A 14,882-nucleotide genomic window follows, 5' to 3' on the forward strand; every position below is an offset into this window, starting at 1 on the left:
CTTAGCCCGTCCGCGTGCGGTAATGCCGCTGAAACTGCCAGAAGCCTGGCGGGCGGAACCCCTCTGTTGCCGCGCGCTGCTCAGCGCTAATCTCTAAGTGCCCCGCGCTGCTCAGCGCCCAGCCCCGCGCTGCTCAGTGCTCCTAATCCCTGATCCAGCCCTTACGAATCGGCATTGCAAACAGCACGCGATAAACCTGATGCGTCAGTGCCAGCAGGCGATCGCCATAGAGCTGCCATGCCATCTGCGAGGCCAGGCAGCCCAGCATACCGACCAGGAACCCGCCGATCATATCCAGCGGCCAGTGAACGCCCAGATAGACGCGCGACCAGGCGATAGCGCTGCCGATAGCCAGCAGCAGGATGCCGGACCAGAGCCGGTGCCAGAAAATAAAGGCGAGGGCAAAGGTAAAAATAGTTGTGCCGTGATCGCTCGGGTAGGAGTCATCTGCGGCGTGCATCAGAAACTGGTGTCCAAAGCCGATAGCAAAGGGGCGCGGATGGGGCAGCAGCTGGCCGGTACACCAGGAGATCAGCAGCGCATAGATAAGCGCTATACCGGTTTTCAGTACCAGCGCGCGCTGAGACTGCACCTGCTCACGCGGTCCCCACAGCCAGAGAGCCACAATCAGCAGCGGCACAATCGCAATCAGATCTTTGGCGACAAACGTTGCCAGATTCAGCAGCCAGGCCGGTGACGCTGGCGTGGCATTGATCCATAAAAAAAGGGTGTGGTTAATTGCTTCCATCCCGTTTAGCTATCCTCGTTTTGTTAACCCAAAAAGATATACCGGCCACTGTCAGCAGCTGTGCCAGCCAGACCCACCAGCCGGCCCATAAATTGTGCGAAAAAAAGTGCGCACCGCGCATTACCTGACCAAAACCCATCAGTAAACCCAGGGCGACACCTGCCAGCAGCGCCAGCAGGGCGCGGCGTGGATGCTCCGGCCACCAGAGAAAAAACAGCGCCATCACCGCAAAGCCACTCGATGCATGTCCGCCCGGAAAGCAGCCGCCGGGTCCGCTGCCGGCAGGTACGCTGCCCAGCAACGGAAAAGAGAGCGCCTTACCGCCAAACATCGCCAGATCCCAGGGGCAGGAGTGCGCGCTGTGTGCTTTGATGATCCCCACCACCAGCGGGCCAAGACCAAACAGCAGCGCAACCAGCATCTGCCGCGCATTGCGGGTGCGTATACCCTGAAACAGCAGCAGCACGGCCCCGGCAATAATCACATCCTTAGCGATGCGATGATTAATGAGATCCAGCCAGCGGTTGTGCTGCCAGGGAAAGCGCTGCGTAAGCGGATCAAACCAGTACTGGCTGATAGCGATGTCAGGCTGCTCATTACGTGATAAGTAAATAAACAGGGCTGCCAGAATTGCCAGTAAAATGAAGTTGATAGCGTAAAAGCGGAGTGATAAAGAATAAATAGTCCCGCTCCGATTCCGGTAGCAGGTTGTGGAAGTGTTTAACTTTGATGACAGTTGCATGAAGAGTGATCGTTAAAAAAGTCAGGATCACAGCATGGCGCGATTCGCTTAGCGCAACCTTAAGGCACCCGCGTCAGATATAAAAAAACCCGTCAGTCAAAAAGACTGGCGGGCTCCTCAATCCGGGGATTTCAAAGAAAAGCAGTGGCACTTATTCAGACGCTGGCGGCCGGTAAAGGTTCCCGACAGACAAAAATAATTTATCCCGCCAGCACCGGCCAGATAATCACAATCAGCGTGCCGGCCAGCGTCAGTAGCACATTGGCAATCGCATAGGTGCCGGCATAGCCCAGCGCCGGAATATTACTGCGTGCGGTATCGCTGATAATCTCCATGGCTGGCGCACAGGTGCGTGCGCCCATGATGGCACCAAACAGCAGCGCGCGGTTCATGCGCAGCACGTAAGCGCCAAACAGATAGCAGATAACCACCGGCACCAGGCTGACCAGCAGCCCGCTCAGCAGCATCAGGGCACCGGCGCTGCCGAGCCCGTGCTGCAGTCCACTGCCGGCGCTGAGCCCGACGCCTGCCATAAAGACCATCAGTCCGAACTCTTTCAGCATGGTCAGGGCACCCTGCGGAATATAGCCAAAGGTAGGGTGGTTGGCGCGCAGGAAGCCCAGCATGATGCCGGCAAACAGCAGGCCGGCAGCGTTACCAATACCAAAGCTGAAATTGCTGAACTGAAACGTGATCATCCCTATCATCAGGCCGATGATAAAAAAGGCGCAGAAAGCGAGCAGGTCAGTCATCTGACTGTGAATGGCAATAAAGCCGATGCGATCGGCCAGGCTTTTAACACGGCGCGCTTCACCGCTGACCTGCAGCACATCGCCTTTATTGAGCATGATGCTGTCATCGATCGGCATCTCAATCTGGCTGCGGATCACCCGATTCAGAAAGCAGCCATGATCGGTGAGTTTAAGATGGCTGAGCCGCTTATTTACCGCATTGTGGTTCTTGACCACAATCTCCTCGGTGACGATACGCATATCGAGCAGATCGCGGTCGAACACCTCTTTACCATTGCGGAAGCTGGCATCGAGCCGGGCGTGGGCGTCAGGATAACCTACCAGTGAGATCTCATCGCCCAGCTGCAGCATGGCATCTCCGTCCGGGCTGGCGAGAATGCCGTTACGCCGCAGACGTTCTATATAGCAGCCGGTCTGACGATGGATACCCAGCTCGCGCAGGTTTTTGCCGCCGCTCCAGGCTACCAGCTCCGGTCCGACGCGATAGGCGCGGATCACCGGTAAAAAAACCTTACGCTGGCTGTCAGCATCCAGACCGCGTTCGCGGGCAATTTGCTGGGCGCAGGTGGGCAGATCCTGATGCTGCAACCGGGGCAGATAGCGGGCGCCGAAAATCAGGCTGACCAGCCCCACCAGATAGGTCAGGGCGTAGCCGAGGCTCAGATTATCCTGCATCATACTTAACTGACGCGGATCGCTGATGCTCTGCCGCAGCGTATCGCCGGCACCGACCAGCACCGGCGTTGAGGTCATTGACCCTGCCAGCATGCCCGCCGTAAGGCCGATATCCCAGCCAAACAGATTGCCAAGAATCAGTGCGACCAGTAGCGCACTGACCACCATCACAATGGCTAAGAAAAAATAGTTTTTACCGTCGCGGAAAAAGATAGAAAAGAAATTGGGTCCCGCCTCCACGCCGACACAAAAAATAAACAGCATAAAACCCAGGCTCAGAGCGTCGGTATTAATCGCAAAATGCTGCTGGCCTAAAATCAGAGAGACAACCAGTACGCCAATTGAATTACCCAGCTGGACGGAACCAAGACGCAGTTTTCCCAGACAGAGGCCGAGCGCTAATACGACAAATAATAACAGAACGTCATTTTTGCTTAACAATTCTGCGACGTTAATGTTCACAGTTTTAACTTCTTATTCACGTGTAACAGGTTGATAGGAGGAGGATTTTTAGCTATCTTAATCAGAGCGGTAAACGCCGGGGCTGGCCTTCCTGTCCCGCCCGATTCTGAAGCGACATTATTCTAAACATTATTATTTGCTTCAGCTATCCGCATTGCTCACTCTTTCTGTTTGTAGCTGTTTCTATTTATTTCCACGCATGTGCGCCAGGCATTAAAAGTTCTGTTTTAACGTTAACGTTGAGGATTGTTATGTTGCAGCGCAGCCATCGCTGGTCCGCATTCGCGTCAGGCGCGACGCTTTATACGCTGGTGTTTATTTTTGCCCACCACTTCTGGAGCGTGCCGCTCCATATGCGGCATGGTCAGCCAGAACTCCTGCTGTTTCTGTTGCCTGGGGTAGCGATTGCGCTGCTGCAGCCCGCCAGCCCGATGGTGTCAACGCTGTGGTCAGCGATAGCGGGAACGCTGCTGGGGATGAGCTGGGTCATGCTGACAGGGCAGGTCAGTCATACGCCGCTGATGGGGCTGGCCTGGAGTCTGAGTGCGTTATTCTGGGCAGGGTGTGGTGCGCTACTGGTTCGTCTGCTGCGCATTATGCTGGCTATGCGCATCGATTAAAAAACGGGCCTTATGGCCCGTTTTTTTATGCCTCTATGCCAAGATTCTCTTTGGTCCAGGCAGCAAATTCGGTGTAACCACCGATGTGTCGATCGTCGATAAAAATCTGCGGCACCGTGGTCACTGGTTTACCGGCGCGCGCTTCCAGATCGGCTTTAGTGATGCCGGTTGCCTGAATATCAACATACTGGTAGTTGAAGCTATCCTGGTCGCTGGTCAGCTTAGCGGCTAACTCTTTAGCGCGTACGCAATAAGGGCATCCTGAACGGCCAAAAATCACTGCAATCATTGCTTCTCTCCTTCCGCTGCTGTTTTGTGAGCAAAGTCACAGCACAGCGTGAATAATGGTTCACATCATGCCCGCTCATGCTGCTTAAGAGAAGCAGAAAATACCTGTTACTCTGATGGATGTACGCTATCCCTGACGGGCTATGCTGGCAGCAGCGATACGCCGAACCAGACCCGCAAACAGCAGAGGTATCACGATGCGTAACTTTGCAAGATTGCCAAAACCCGTGTTGCTGCTTGAGGCGCTGGGCGCCTGCGCAGTAGCCGGCGCGCTTTTGCTGATGAATAACTGGCTGCCAGCGCCTGCCGCGATTGGGCAAAAGCCGCTGGCTACGCTACTTTTTTTGCTGGGCATTGCGCTGATGCTGCCTGCGGCATGGCTGATTATGTGGCGTACCGCCAAAGTCATGGCCCCGCACCTTTTTGATCATACTCACACCAGGAAATAACCGGAGAACATAATGACGCCGACAATCGATCTGCTATGCAGCCACCGTTCCATTCGTGCTTTTACTGAGCAGGGTATTGATGACGCTCAGCGCCGCGCGATTATTGCTGCAGCGCAGGCGGCTTCTACCTCCAGTTTTCTGCAGTGCTCATCCATCGTACGCATCACCGATCGCGAAAAGCGCCGCGCGCTGGCGGAGCTGGCGGGCGGCCAGTCCTGGGTAACGGATGCACCGGAGTTTTGGGTCTTCTGCGCCGATTTTAACCGCCATCTGCAAATCTGCCCGGATGCTCAGCTGGGTCGTGCTGAACAGCTGCTGCTGGGCTGTGTGGATACCGCGCTAATGGCGCAAAATGCGATGGTGGCCGCCGAGTCGCTTGGGCTGGGTGGCGTTTTTATCGGCGGGATCCGCAATAACATTGCGGACGTGACCGCGCTGCTGGAGCTGCCAAAATTTGTGCTGCCGCTGTTTGGCTTCTGTATCGGCTATCCGTCAGCCTCTCCGGATGTGAAACCCCGTATGCCGCAGGCGATGCTGGTCCATGAAAACAGCTATCATCAGGTAGATAAAACAGTGCTGGCAGAGTATGACCAGCAAATCACGGAGTACTATCAGCAGCGCGACAGCAACCAGCGTTCCGAAACCTGGAGCGATCTCATCCAGCGCCTGATCGTTAAAGAGACGCGTCCGTTTATGCTCGACTATCTGCACAGTCAGGGCTGGGCGACGCGTTAAGTCAGGAGGACTGCCGCATGAAAATGGCGCTTCTTACCCGCGACAGCACGCTTTACTCCAGTCAGCGGCTGCGCGCAGCCGCTGAGGCACGCGGGCATCAGATTGCGATGATCGATCCGCTCTCCTGCTATATGAATATCAACGCAGCGCTGCCGGCCGTGCATTATCAGGGTGAGATACTCGGTCATTTTGATGCGGTGATCCCGCGAATCGGCACGGCCACAACTTTTTATGGCACCGCGGTCCTGCGCCAGTTTGAGCTGCTTGGCAGCTACCCGCTCAATGAATCGGTGGCGATCACCCGCGCCCGCGACAAGCTGTGCTCGCTGCAGCTGCTGGCGCGCGAGGGCATTGATATGCCGGTGACCGGTATCGCTTCCTCGCCGGATGATACCGGCGATCTGATCCGCATGGTGGGCGGGGCGCCGCTGGTGGTTAAGCTGGTGGAAGGCACCCAGGGGATTGGCGTCGTGCTGGCAGAGACGCGTCAGGCCGCCGAAAGCGTGATTGATGCGTTTCGCGGTCTCAATGCGCATATTCTGGTGCAGGAGTTTATTAAAGAAGCGCGGGGCCGCGATATTCGCTGTCTGGTTATTGGCGATCGCGTGGTGGCTGCCATCGGGCGTGAGGCAAAAGAGGGGGAATTCCGCTCAAATCTGCATCGTGGCGGCACCGCGCACCCTGTTACTATCAGCGACCGGGAGCGTGACATCGCCATTAAAGCCGCAGCAACGCTGGGGCTGGCCGTGGCGGGTGTCGATATTCTGCGTGCCAGCCGCGGTCCGCTGGTCATGGAGGTCAACGCCTCACCCGGTCTGGAAGGTATTGAGGGCTGCACGGGCCTGGATATTGCCACTATGATGATCGACTGGATTGAGCAGCACGCCTGCCCCGGCTATCGTCCTAAAACCGGTGGCTAGATAGCGTTTTCCGGTGGTTTTCGTGGCATCTGACCCCATTTTTCCGTAAGCTAAGGCGCTTATTTATTCACCCCACAGGAAATAGCGATGGATTCACTGGTCGTTCCTGACATCGACATGCTGCGTCGCTGGCTGGATCAACAAAATATCACCTGGTTCGAATGTGATGCCTGCCAGGCATTACATCTGCCGCACATGCAGAATTTTGACGGGGTGTTTGACGCAAAAATTGACCTGGTGGATAACGTTATTCTGTTTTCTGCGCTGGCTGAAGTTAAACCCACAGCGCTTATTCCGCTGGTCGGCGATCTGTCGCAAATTAATGCCAGCTCGCTGACCATCAAAGCTTTTATCGATATTCAGGATGATAATCTGCCCAAGCTGATTGTCTGTCAGTCCCTGAGTGTTACCGCCGGCATCACCTTCAGTCAGTTCACGCACTTTATGAAGCAGAGTGAAGAGGGGGTTTCTATGGTGATTATGGAAGCCTTTGCGAATCACCTGCTGATGATGGGTGAGGAGGAGGAGCGTCCTTCCGGGGTCAGCAGTTCAGGGGTTTTACACTAATTCCGCTTTATATTCACTGCCGCAGACTGCGGCAGTTTTCTTTCTGATTTTCTCCTGCCATTTTTTATTCTGTTATTTGCCCGCTCCCGCCAGATTTTAGTCATGCTTTATGCCGTAACTGCCAGACCACATAGCACAAAAGTGCATAAAATATCGTAAAAAGGCGTTTTTTACGCTGGGGTCTGGTGCGCAGAGATCAGGGGGGCTATTCTTGCGAAGCTGTGCCGGACAGGCTACCGCTCAGCAGCGCTATACTGATTTCAGGGAAGGCCCGCCGTTACGCATCTGCATAGCTACCCATTTGCAGGTTGCTGGCTCACTCTCCCGAGACTGGCTATAGGTATTTACTATTTAACGTCCGCTGAAGAGTGATTCATTGTATGTCTGGCTATTTTCAGACAGGAAATCATCGGATCGGCTGTATGCAGCGTTTATTGACCCGTTCAGGAGAAAATAACAGATGAACAACCAGACAAAAAAATGGTTGCCAGCCGCAGTGGCTGGTGTGGTAATGGCATCAGCTGTTGCTGCTCAGGCAGAAGATAAAACGCTGCACGTCTATAACTGGTCCGATTATATTGCGGCCGATACGGTGCCCAACTTTGAAAAGCAGACCGGCATCAAAGTTGTGTATGACGTCTTTGACTCCAATGAAGTGCTGGAAGGCAAACTGATGGCGGGCAGCACCGGCTATGATGTTGTGGTGCCCTCATCCAGTTTTCTGGCGCGCCAGCTGCAGTCGGGCGTGTTTCAGGAACTCGACAAAAGTAAACTGCCGAACTACAAAAACCTCGATCCGGACCTGATGGCCAAAGTGGCACAGCACGATCCTGGCAATAAATACGCGATTCCTTATCTGTGGGGCACCACCGGCATCGGTTATAACGTTGAGAAAGTCAAAGCCGCGCTCGGTGCGGACGCGCCGGTTAACAGCTGGGATCTGGTGCTGAAACCGGAAAACCTCGAAAAACTGAAAAGCTGCGGTGTCTCTTTCCTGGACGCGCCGGAAGAGATCTTCGCCACGGTGCTGAACTATCTTGGCAAAGATCCCAACAGCGCTAACGCCAAAGATTACACCGGAGCGGCGACCGATCTGCTGATGAAACTGCGGCCAAATATTCGCTATTTCCACTCGTCGCAATATATCAACGACCTGGCGAATGGTAACACCTGCGTGGCGATAGGCTGGTCTGGCGATATTCTGCAGGCGAAAGATCGCGCTGAAAAAGCAAATAACGGCGTTCACCTGGGCTATAGCGTGCCGAAAGAGGGCGCCCTGGCGTTCTTTGACATGATGGCGATCCCGAAAGATGCGAAAAATATGGATGCTGCCTATCAGTGGCTGAACTACATCATGGAGCCGAAAGTGATCGCTGAGGTATCCAACAAAATCAATTATGCCAACGGCAATAAAGCGTCGCTGCCGCTGATTAACGCCGACGTCCGCAACAATCCGGGCATCTTCCCGACGCCGGACGCGATGGCGAAGCTGTTTGTGCTCAAGGTCCAGGATCCGAAACTGGATCGCGCACGCACCCGCGCATGGACTAAAGTAAAAAGTGGTAAGTGATTCGTTCTGAACGATATCCCTGACCGGTAACCACAGCAGAGGCGCAGTACGGGCCTCTGCTGTGCCATTCCAGCGGCTGGCTGTGCCGCGCTACCCCGCTTAGCGCCGGAGAAATGTTAGTGAACGACGCGATTTCCCGTCCCCAGAGTAAATCAGCAAAGGCATTAACGCCGCTGCTGGAGATCCGTAACCTGACCAAATCGTTTGAGGGTCAGCACGCCGTAGATGATGTCAGCCTGACTATCTACAAAGGTGAAATCTTTGCCCTGCTGGGTGCATCTGGCTGCGGCAAATCGACGCTGCTGCGCATGCTGGCAGGATTTGAGATCCCCAGCAGCGGCCAGATTGTGCTGGATGGTCAGGATCTCTCTCACGTGCCGCCCTATCAGCGCCCTATCAATATGATGTTTCAGTCCTACGCGCTGTTTCCGCATATGACAGTGGAGCAAAACATCGCCTTTGGCCTGAAGCAGGATAAATTATCCAAAGCAGAAATCGCCAGCCGCGTGGCGGAGATGCTGGCGCTGGTGCATATGCAGGAGTACGCCAGCCGCAAACCGCATCAGCTCTCAGGCGGGCAGCGTCAGCGCGTGGCGCTGGCCCGCAGCCTGGCAAAACGGCCTAAACTGCTGCTGCTGGATGAGCCGATGGGTGCACTGGATAAAAAACTGCGCGATCGCATGCAGCATGAGGTGGTGGATATTCTGGAGCGCGTGGGTGCTACCTGCGTCATGGTCACGCACGATCAGGAAGAGGCGATGACTATGGCCGGACGTATTGCCATCATGAATCGCGGTAAGTTTGTGCAGATTGGTGAGCCGGAAGAGATTTATGAGCATCCTACCAGCCGCTATAGCGCAGAGTTTATCGGCTCGGTTAACGTGTTTGAGGGGCTGCTGCGCGAGCGGCGTGACGAGGGCGTGGTGATTGATAGCCCCGGCCTGATGCATCCGCTGAAGGTCCAGACGGATGTCTCCATTGTCGACAATGTCCCGGTCCACATTGCGCTGCGCCCGGAAAAGGTGATGCTGTGCGATACGGTACCGGCTGACGGCTGCAACTTTGCCGTGGGCGAGGTGGCGCATATCGCCTATCTGGGCGATCTGTCGATTTACCACGTGCGCCTGCACAGTGGACAGATGATCAGCGCGCAGCTGCAAAACGCGCATCGTTTTCGCAAAGGTGCGCCCGTCTGGGGAGATGAAGTGCGTCTCTGCTGGGATGCGGACAGCTGTGTGGTTCTGACGGTCTAGGGGGCGGTTATGAGTCAGATTTCTCCACGGCCTCAGCCGGTACTGGCGGGCACGCCACTGCAGCGCTGGGCAACCCGCATGAAGATGCAGCACGGACGCAAACTGGTGATTGCGCTGCCTTACCTGTGGCTGATTTTGCTGTTCCTGCTGCCGTTTCTGATTGTGCTTAAAATCAGCTTTGCCGATATCGCCCGCGCCATCCCGCCTTACACTGACCTGGTGACCTGGGCGGATGACCAGCTGAATGTCGTGCTGAACCTCGGCAACTATTTTACGCTGACGGACGATCCGCTTTACGCTGAAGCCTACCTGACCTCGCTTAAAGTGGCGGCGATCTCCACGGTAATTTGCCTGCTTATCGCCTATCCGCTCGCCTGGGCGGTTGCGCACAGCAAGCCGTCGATGCGCACCATACTGCTGCTGCTGGTGATCCTGCCCTCCTGGACATCATTCCTGGTGCGCGTTTACGCCTGGATGGGGTTACTGAACAATAACGGCATTCTGAATCGCTTTTTGGTGTGGCTTGGCGTTATCGATCATCCGCTGGTGATCCTCTACACCAATACAGCGGTCTATATCGGTATTGTTTACTGCTATCTGCCCTTTATGGTGCTGCCGATCTATACCGCGCTGACGCGTATCGACTATTCGCTGGTGGAAGCGTCGCTGGACTTAGGCGCGCGTCCGCTGAAAACCTTTTTCAGCGTGATTGTGCCGCTGACCAAAGGCGGCATTATCGCCGGGTCGATGCTGGTGTTCATACCGGCGGTAGGGGAGTATGTGATCCCGGAACTGCTGGGCGGCCCGGACAGTATTATGATTGGCCGCATTCTCTGGCAGGAGTTTTTTAATAACCGCGACTGGCCGGTGGCCTCCGCGCTGGCGGTAACCATTCTGCTGATCCTGATCCTGCCGATTATCTGGTTCCACAAGCATCAAAATCGCGCTGCGGGAGAGAAAGCATGAATCAGCTACCGGTTATTCGCTCGCCGTGGCGTACCGCTATTCTGGTGCTCTGCTTTCTGTTTCTCTATGCGCCCATGCTGCTGCTGGTGGTTTACTCCTTTAACAGCTCGCAGCTGGTCACGGTGTGGGAGAGCTTCTCTTTTCACTGGTATCGCGTGCTGTTTCAGGATGAGGCGATGCTCGATGCCGTCGGGCTGAGCCTGACCATTGCCGGGCTTTCAGCCACCATGGCCGTGATACTGGGTACCCTGGCGGCGGTGATCATTGTGCGCTTTGGCCGCTTTCGCGGTCACAGCGGTTTCGCCTTTATGCTGACCGCACCGCTGGTTATGCCTGACGTGATTACCGGTCTGTCGCTGCTGCTGCTGTTTGTGGCGATGGCGAACACGCTGGGCTGGCCGGGCGACCGCGGCATGCTGACTATCTGGCTGGCGCACGTCACATTCTGTACCGCTTATGTTGCGGTCGTGATCAACGCCCGCCTGCGCGAACTGGATCGCTCTATTGAAGAGGCCGCGATGGATCTGGGCGCCACGCCGCTGAAGGTGTTCTTTGTGATCACCGTGCCGATGATTGCGCCCGCCATTGTAACCGGCTGGCTGCTGGCCTTTACGCTGTCGCTTGATGACCTCGTGATCGCCAGTTTTGTTACCGGTCCGGGAGCGACCACGCTGCCGATGGCGATCTTCGCCACGGTACGACGCGGGGTGAATCCGGAGATCAACGCGCTGGCGTCGATTATTCTGTTTGTGGTCGGGCTGGTCGGTTTCATCGCCTGGCGCTTTATGGCGCATGAAGAAAAACAGCGTTTGCGTGATATTCAGAAAGCAAAACGTGGCTGAAATCCCGTGAGTTTGCCACTATAAGCAAGGCTGGCGTTGCCAGCCTTTTCTTATGGAGCCTGGGTGATGTCGGAAACGCTGAAAAACGCTGTGTTGAGCTCAACGCCGGTGCCGGTAACGATTGCCGGTATCGCGATTATTATTACCCGCTGCCTCAGCGTGATGATGATGGCTGGCGAGCTGGGCTATGAGGAGATGGCTAACTTTGTGCACCGCAGCGCACAGGCCTGGGACTCCACCCTGATATTTATCGCCAGCCAGCTGATTTTTCTGTTTGAACTGCGCTGTGCTTTTACCCTGATGCGCGGCAGCAATCGCGGCCGCTGGGGCTATACGCTCAGCCAGGTTGTGGTGCTGTTCTATATGCTGATGGCGTCGGTGGGCTGGATCTATCCGGAGATATTCAGTATTTCGGGTGAAAACAATCTGCAGATTATTCACCACACGCTGCAGCAGAAATTGCCGGACGTGCTGATTGTGCTGCTGCTGTTTGTGCCGGCCAGCAGTCGCGCATTTTTCCGCATCCGGTGATACAATCGCCCCCCATTTTTTCTCCGAGTACAGGTTGTTCCATGCATTGCGCGCTTTATGACGCTGGCCGCTGCCGTTCATGTCAGTGGCTGGAGAAACCCTATCCGCAGCAGGTCAGCGATAAGCAGGCGCGGCTTGCTCAGCTGCTTGCAGCGATGCCGGTCAGCGACTGGCGGCGTCCGGTGACGTCGGCGGAGCAGGGGTTTCGCAATAAGGCCAAAATGGTGGTCAGCGGCAGCGTGGAGCGCCCGGTTTTTGGTCTGGTGGCACCTGACGGCGAGCCGGTCGATCTCTGCGCCTGTCCGCTCTATCCCGCCAGCTTTGCGCCGGTGTTTGCGCTGCTCAAACCCTTTATCGCCCGTGCCGGTCTTACGCCTTACAGCGTGACGCGCAGGCGCGGCGAACTGAAGTTTCTGCTGCTGACAGAAAGCAGCGAGGGCGGCATGATGCTGCGTTTTGTGCTGCGTTCAGCCAGTAAGGTGCCGCAGTTGCAGGCGGCACTGCCGTGGCTGCAGCAGCAGCTGCCGCAGCTGAAGGTGATCTCTGCCAATATTCAGCCGGTACATATGGCGATTCTGGAGGGGGAGGAAGAGATTGCGCTCACCGCGCAGCAGGCGCTGCCGGAACGCTTTAACCAGGTACCGCTTTATATCCGTCCGCAAAGCTTTTTCCAGACCAACCCGCAGGTGGCGGCCGCGCTTTACGCCACCGCGCGCGACTGGGTAGCGGAGCTGAACGTGACCAGTATGTGGGATCTTTTTTGCGGCGTGGGTGGATTTGGCCTGCACTGCGCCACCCCGGAGATGACGCTGACGGGCATTGAAATCAGCTCTGAAGCGATAGCCTGTGCGCAGCAATCGGCGCAGCAGCTGGGGCTGGAGAAGGTGCACTTTGCCGCTCTGGATTCCACCCGTTTCGCTACCTCACGGGAAGATGTCCCGCAGCTGGTGCTGGTTAATCCGCCGCGCCGCGGCATTGGCAGCGAGCTGTGCGACTATTTAAGCGACATGGCTCCGGCTTTTATTCTTTACTCCAGCTGCAATCCTGCCACCCTGGCGCAGGATATTGCCCGGCTTAGTGATTACAACATACAAAAAGTGCAGCTGTTTGATATGTTCCCGCACACTGCTCATTTTGAAGTGTTATGTCTGCTGACGCGTAACGATCGGGCGCGTGCTGCATAACGCAGCACGCGCTGAGAAGAGAAATTACTCAGGGAACCACTTCTGGTTGATCTGCTGCCAGCTGCCGTCAGCTTTCAGAGCCGCCAGCGCGGTATTGAACTCATTCAGCAGGTCACTGTTACCCTTACGCACGGCAATACCCAGCCCGTTGCCAAAGTATCCGGCATCGGTCACGTGCTCGCCCACGGTAGTGAGATCCTCATTGGCTTTCAGCCACTGACTGACCACGGCGCTGTCGCCAAATACGCCATTGAGGCGGCCGTTTTTCAGGTCGAGAATCGCATTCTGATAGCTGTCATACGCGACCGCTACCACGTCCGGATGCTTTTCAGTCAGATATTTCTGGTGAGTGGTGCCGTTCTCTACGCCGATACGCTTGCCTTTCAGCTGGCTGAAATCGCTGAACTCTCCTTTACGGGCAATGACGATAGCGGAGTTGGCATAGTAAGGCTGGCTGAAATCGACCTGCTTACTGCGCTCGGCGGTAATATCCATACCGGAAATCACCGCATCATAACGGCGGAATTTCAGCGACGGGATCAGGCTGTCAAACGCATTATTTGTGAACGTGCACTCCGCTTTGATTTTCGCACAGAGCGCTTTCGCCAGATCGATATCAAAGCCCACAATCTGATTGTCGTGATCCAGTGATTCAAACGGCGGATAGGTAGCGGAAACGGCAAAACGTATTTTTTCAGCTGCATAAGCATTCACAGTAACCGCAGCGAGCGCTGCGGCGATAATCCATTTTTTCATCATGTCATTCTCATAAGCAAGCCAGAAGCGGAATGCGTGACACAATGCCATTGAATGAATTTTTATGCAATTATTTTGGATAAGTAAGGCTTTATAATGGGCGGCTGCTCTGACGCCGGCACGGCGCACAAGCAACCGCTCCGGTGGCGATTAGCTGCGCTGCTCAAATACCAGTGCGCGTTTCTCTATCAGCCGCATCAGCAGCGTCAGAGCGCCGTTAACCACCAGATAGATCAGACCCGCCGCCGCATACACCGTAACGTCATAGGTGCGTCCGTAGAGCATCTGACCGTGGCCCATCACTTCCATCAGCGTAATGGTGTAGGCCAGCGAGGTGCTTTTAAACACCAGCACCACCTCGTTGGAATAGGAGGAGAGGGCGCGCTTAAGCGCATAGGGCAGCAAAATACGCAGCGTATCTTTGCGGTTCATGCCGAGCGCGGCGCATGACTGCCACTGACCCGCCGGAATAGCGCGTACCGCACCATAAAATAGCTGGGTGGTGTAGGCGGCGCTGTTGAGCGAAAGCGCCAGCATCGCGCACAGCCAGGGCTGCGACAGCAGATGCCAGAGCCAGGGTACGCTCTGAATAGCGGGAAACTGGCCCGGCCCGTAGTAGATCAGGAAAATCTGCACCAGCAGGGGAGTACCGGTAAACAGCGTGATATAGCCTCTTACCAGCAGGCTGGCGACCGGGACTTTCAGCGCCAGCACGACAGTACAGAGCAGCGACAGCAGCAGCGCGGCCGCCAGTGAGGCCAGCGTCAGCGTTAAGCTGGTATGCAGACCTTTTAACAGTTCGGGTAAATAGTCGAGCATGCG

At 55.7% G+C, this 14,882-nt stretch carries 17 protein-coding genes; 11 read left to right on the top strand and 6 right to left on the bottom strand.

The genetic code is table 11. From position 1 onward, the window contains the following. Positions 1-142: 142 nt before the first annotated feature. From ybjG to B4M48_RS06930, 3 genes are all read right to left on the bottom strand, one after another. Positions 143-748 (bottom strand): undecaprenyl-diphosphate phosphatase, encoded by a 606-nt coding sequence (gene ybjG / locus B4M48_RS06920; protein ID WP_071668662.1) that lies wholly within the window; start codon positions 746-748, stop codon positions 143-145. After that, a complete protein-coding gene (locus tag B4M48_RS06925) occupies positions 735-1,490 on the bottom strand; it encodes a phosphatase PAP2 family protein (RefSeq protein ID WP_039383464.1) in 756 nt (251 codons plus the stop codon). Before B4M48_RS06925 ends, ybjG begins: the two co-directional genes overlap by 14 nt. A gap of 200 nt (positions 1,491-1,690) precedes the next feature. Beyond that, the gene (locus B4M48_RS06930; RefSeq protein ID WP_039383465.1) at positions 1,691-3,379 is read right to left on the bottom strand and encodes an aspartate:alanine antiporter; all 1,689 of its coding nucleotides are present in this window, start codon (positions 3,377-3,379) and stop codon (positions 1,691-1,693) included. A 251-nt stretch (positions 3,380-3,630) separates the two neighbouring features. Here B4M48_RS06930 and ybjM point away from each other — a divergent pair, with 251 nt between their 5' ends. After that, positions 3,631-3,999, top strand: a complete 369-nt coding sequence (gene ybjM / locus B4M48_RS06935) for an inner membrane protein YbjM (protein ID WP_286877304.1) — start codon at positions 3,631-3,633, stop codon at positions 3,997-3,999. Positions 4,000-4,024: 25 nt separating this feature from the next. On the opposite strand, the gene B4M48_RS06940 is transcribed toward ybjM, so the two are convergent. Further along, positions 4,025-4,288, bottom strand: coding sequence for a GrxA family glutaredoxin (locus B4M48_RS06940; RefSeq protein ID WP_039383469.1), 264 nt, complete (start codon positions 4,286-4,288; stop codon positions 4,025-4,027). 196 nt (positions 4,289-4,484) lie between these two features. On the opposite strand from B4M48_RS06940, the gene B4M48_RS06945 reads away from it, so the two are divergent. The 10 genes from B4M48_RS06945 (at position 4,485) to rlmC (ending at position 13,304) form a co-directional block, all read left to right on the top strand. Next, complete coding sequence (locus tag B4M48_RS06945; protein ID WP_039383472.1) at positions 4,485-4,736, top strand: DUF1418 family protein; 252 nt, start codon at positions 4,485-4,487, stop codon at positions 4,734-4,736. A gap of 12 nt (positions 4,737-4,748) precedes the next feature. Further along, positions 4,749-5,471: an oxygen-insensitive NADPH nitroreductase gene (gene nfsA, locus B4M48_RS06950; protein ID WP_039383474.1), complete on the top strand. Its 723-nt coding sequence runs from the start codon at positions 4,749-4,751 to the stop codon at positions 5,469-5,471. 17 nt (positions 5,472-5,488) lie between these two features. Next, complete coding sequence (rimK, locus tag B4M48_RS06955; RefSeq protein ID WP_288656296.1) at positions 5,489-6,391, top strand: 30S ribosomal protein S6--L-glutamate ligase; 903 nt, start codon at positions 5,489-5,491, stop codon at positions 6,389-6,391. An 87-nt stretch (positions 6,392-6,478) separates the two neighbouring features. Next, positions 6,479-6,958, top strand: coding sequence for a YbjN domain-containing protein (locus B4M48_RS06960; RefSeq protein WP_039383479.1), 480 nt, complete (start codon positions 6,479-6,481; stop codon positions 6,956-6,958). Positions 6,959-7,418: 460 nt separating this feature from the next. Then, entirely contained in the window at positions 7,419-8,528 is a 1,110-nt protein-coding gene (potF, locus tag B4M48_RS06965) for a spermidine/putrescine ABC transporter substrate-binding protein PotF (RefSeq protein ID WP_286877302.1), read from the top strand. A gap of 119 nt (positions 8,529-8,647) precedes the next feature. Beyond that, positions 8,648-9,781, top strand: coding sequence for a putrescine ABC transporter ATP-binding subunit PotG (potG, locus tag B4M48_RS06970; RefSeq protein WP_148310066.1), 1,134 nt, complete (start codon positions 8,648-8,650; stop codon positions 9,779-9,781). A 9-nt stretch (positions 9,782-9,790) separates the two neighbouring features. Beyond that, a complete protein-coding gene (gene potH / locus B4M48_RS06975; protein ID WP_288656298.1) occupies positions 9,791-10,747 on the top strand; it encodes a putrescine ABC transporter permease PotH in 957 nt (318 codons plus the stop codon). Beyond that, positions 10,744-11,589: a putrescine ABC transporter permease PotI gene (gene potI / locus B4M48_RS06980; protein WP_071668666.1), complete on the top strand. Its 846-nt coding sequence runs from the start codon at positions 10,744-10,746 to the stop codon at positions 11,587-11,589. Before potH ends, potI begins: the two co-directional genes overlap by 4 nt. Before the next feature lie 66 nt (positions 11,590-11,655). Further along, the gene (locus B4M48_RS06985) at positions 11,656-12,120 is read left to right on the top strand and encodes a YbjO family protein (protein WP_039383491.1); all 465 of its coding nucleotides are present in this window, start codon (positions 11,656-11,658) and stop codon (positions 12,118-12,120) included. A 41-nt stretch (positions 12,121-12,161) separates the two neighbouring features. Next, the gene (rlmC, locus tag B4M48_RS06990; protein ID WP_288656301.1) at positions 12,162-13,304 is read left to right on the top strand and encodes a 23S rRNA (uracil(747)-C(5))-methyltransferase RlmC; all 1,143 of its coding nucleotides are present in this window, start codon (positions 12,162-12,164) and stop codon (positions 13,302-13,304) included. A 24-nt stretch (positions 13,305-13,328) separates the two neighbouring features. On the opposite strand, the gene artJ is transcribed toward rlmC, so the two are convergent. Further along, positions 13,329-14,060, bottom strand: coding sequence for an arginine ABC transporter substrate-binding protein (gene artJ, locus B4M48_RS06995; RefSeq protein WP_039383495.1), 732 nt, complete (start codon positions 14,058-14,060; stop codon positions 13,329-13,331). Positions 14,061-14,210: 150 nt separating this feature from the next. Next, positions 14,211-14,879, bottom strand: coding sequence for an arginine ABC transporter permease ArtM (gene artM, locus B4M48_RS07000; protein ID WP_039383496.1), 669 nt, complete (start codon positions 14,877-14,879; stop codon positions 14,211-14,213). Positions 14,880-14,882: the final 3 nt, after the last annotated feature.

The sequence above is a fragment of the Pantoea sp. UBA6567 genome (genome assembly GCF_002434165.1).
GTDB classification, from domain to species: domain Bacteria; phylum Pseudomonadota; class Gammaproteobacteria; order Enterobacterales; family Enterobacteriaceae; genus Pantoea; species Pantoea eucrina.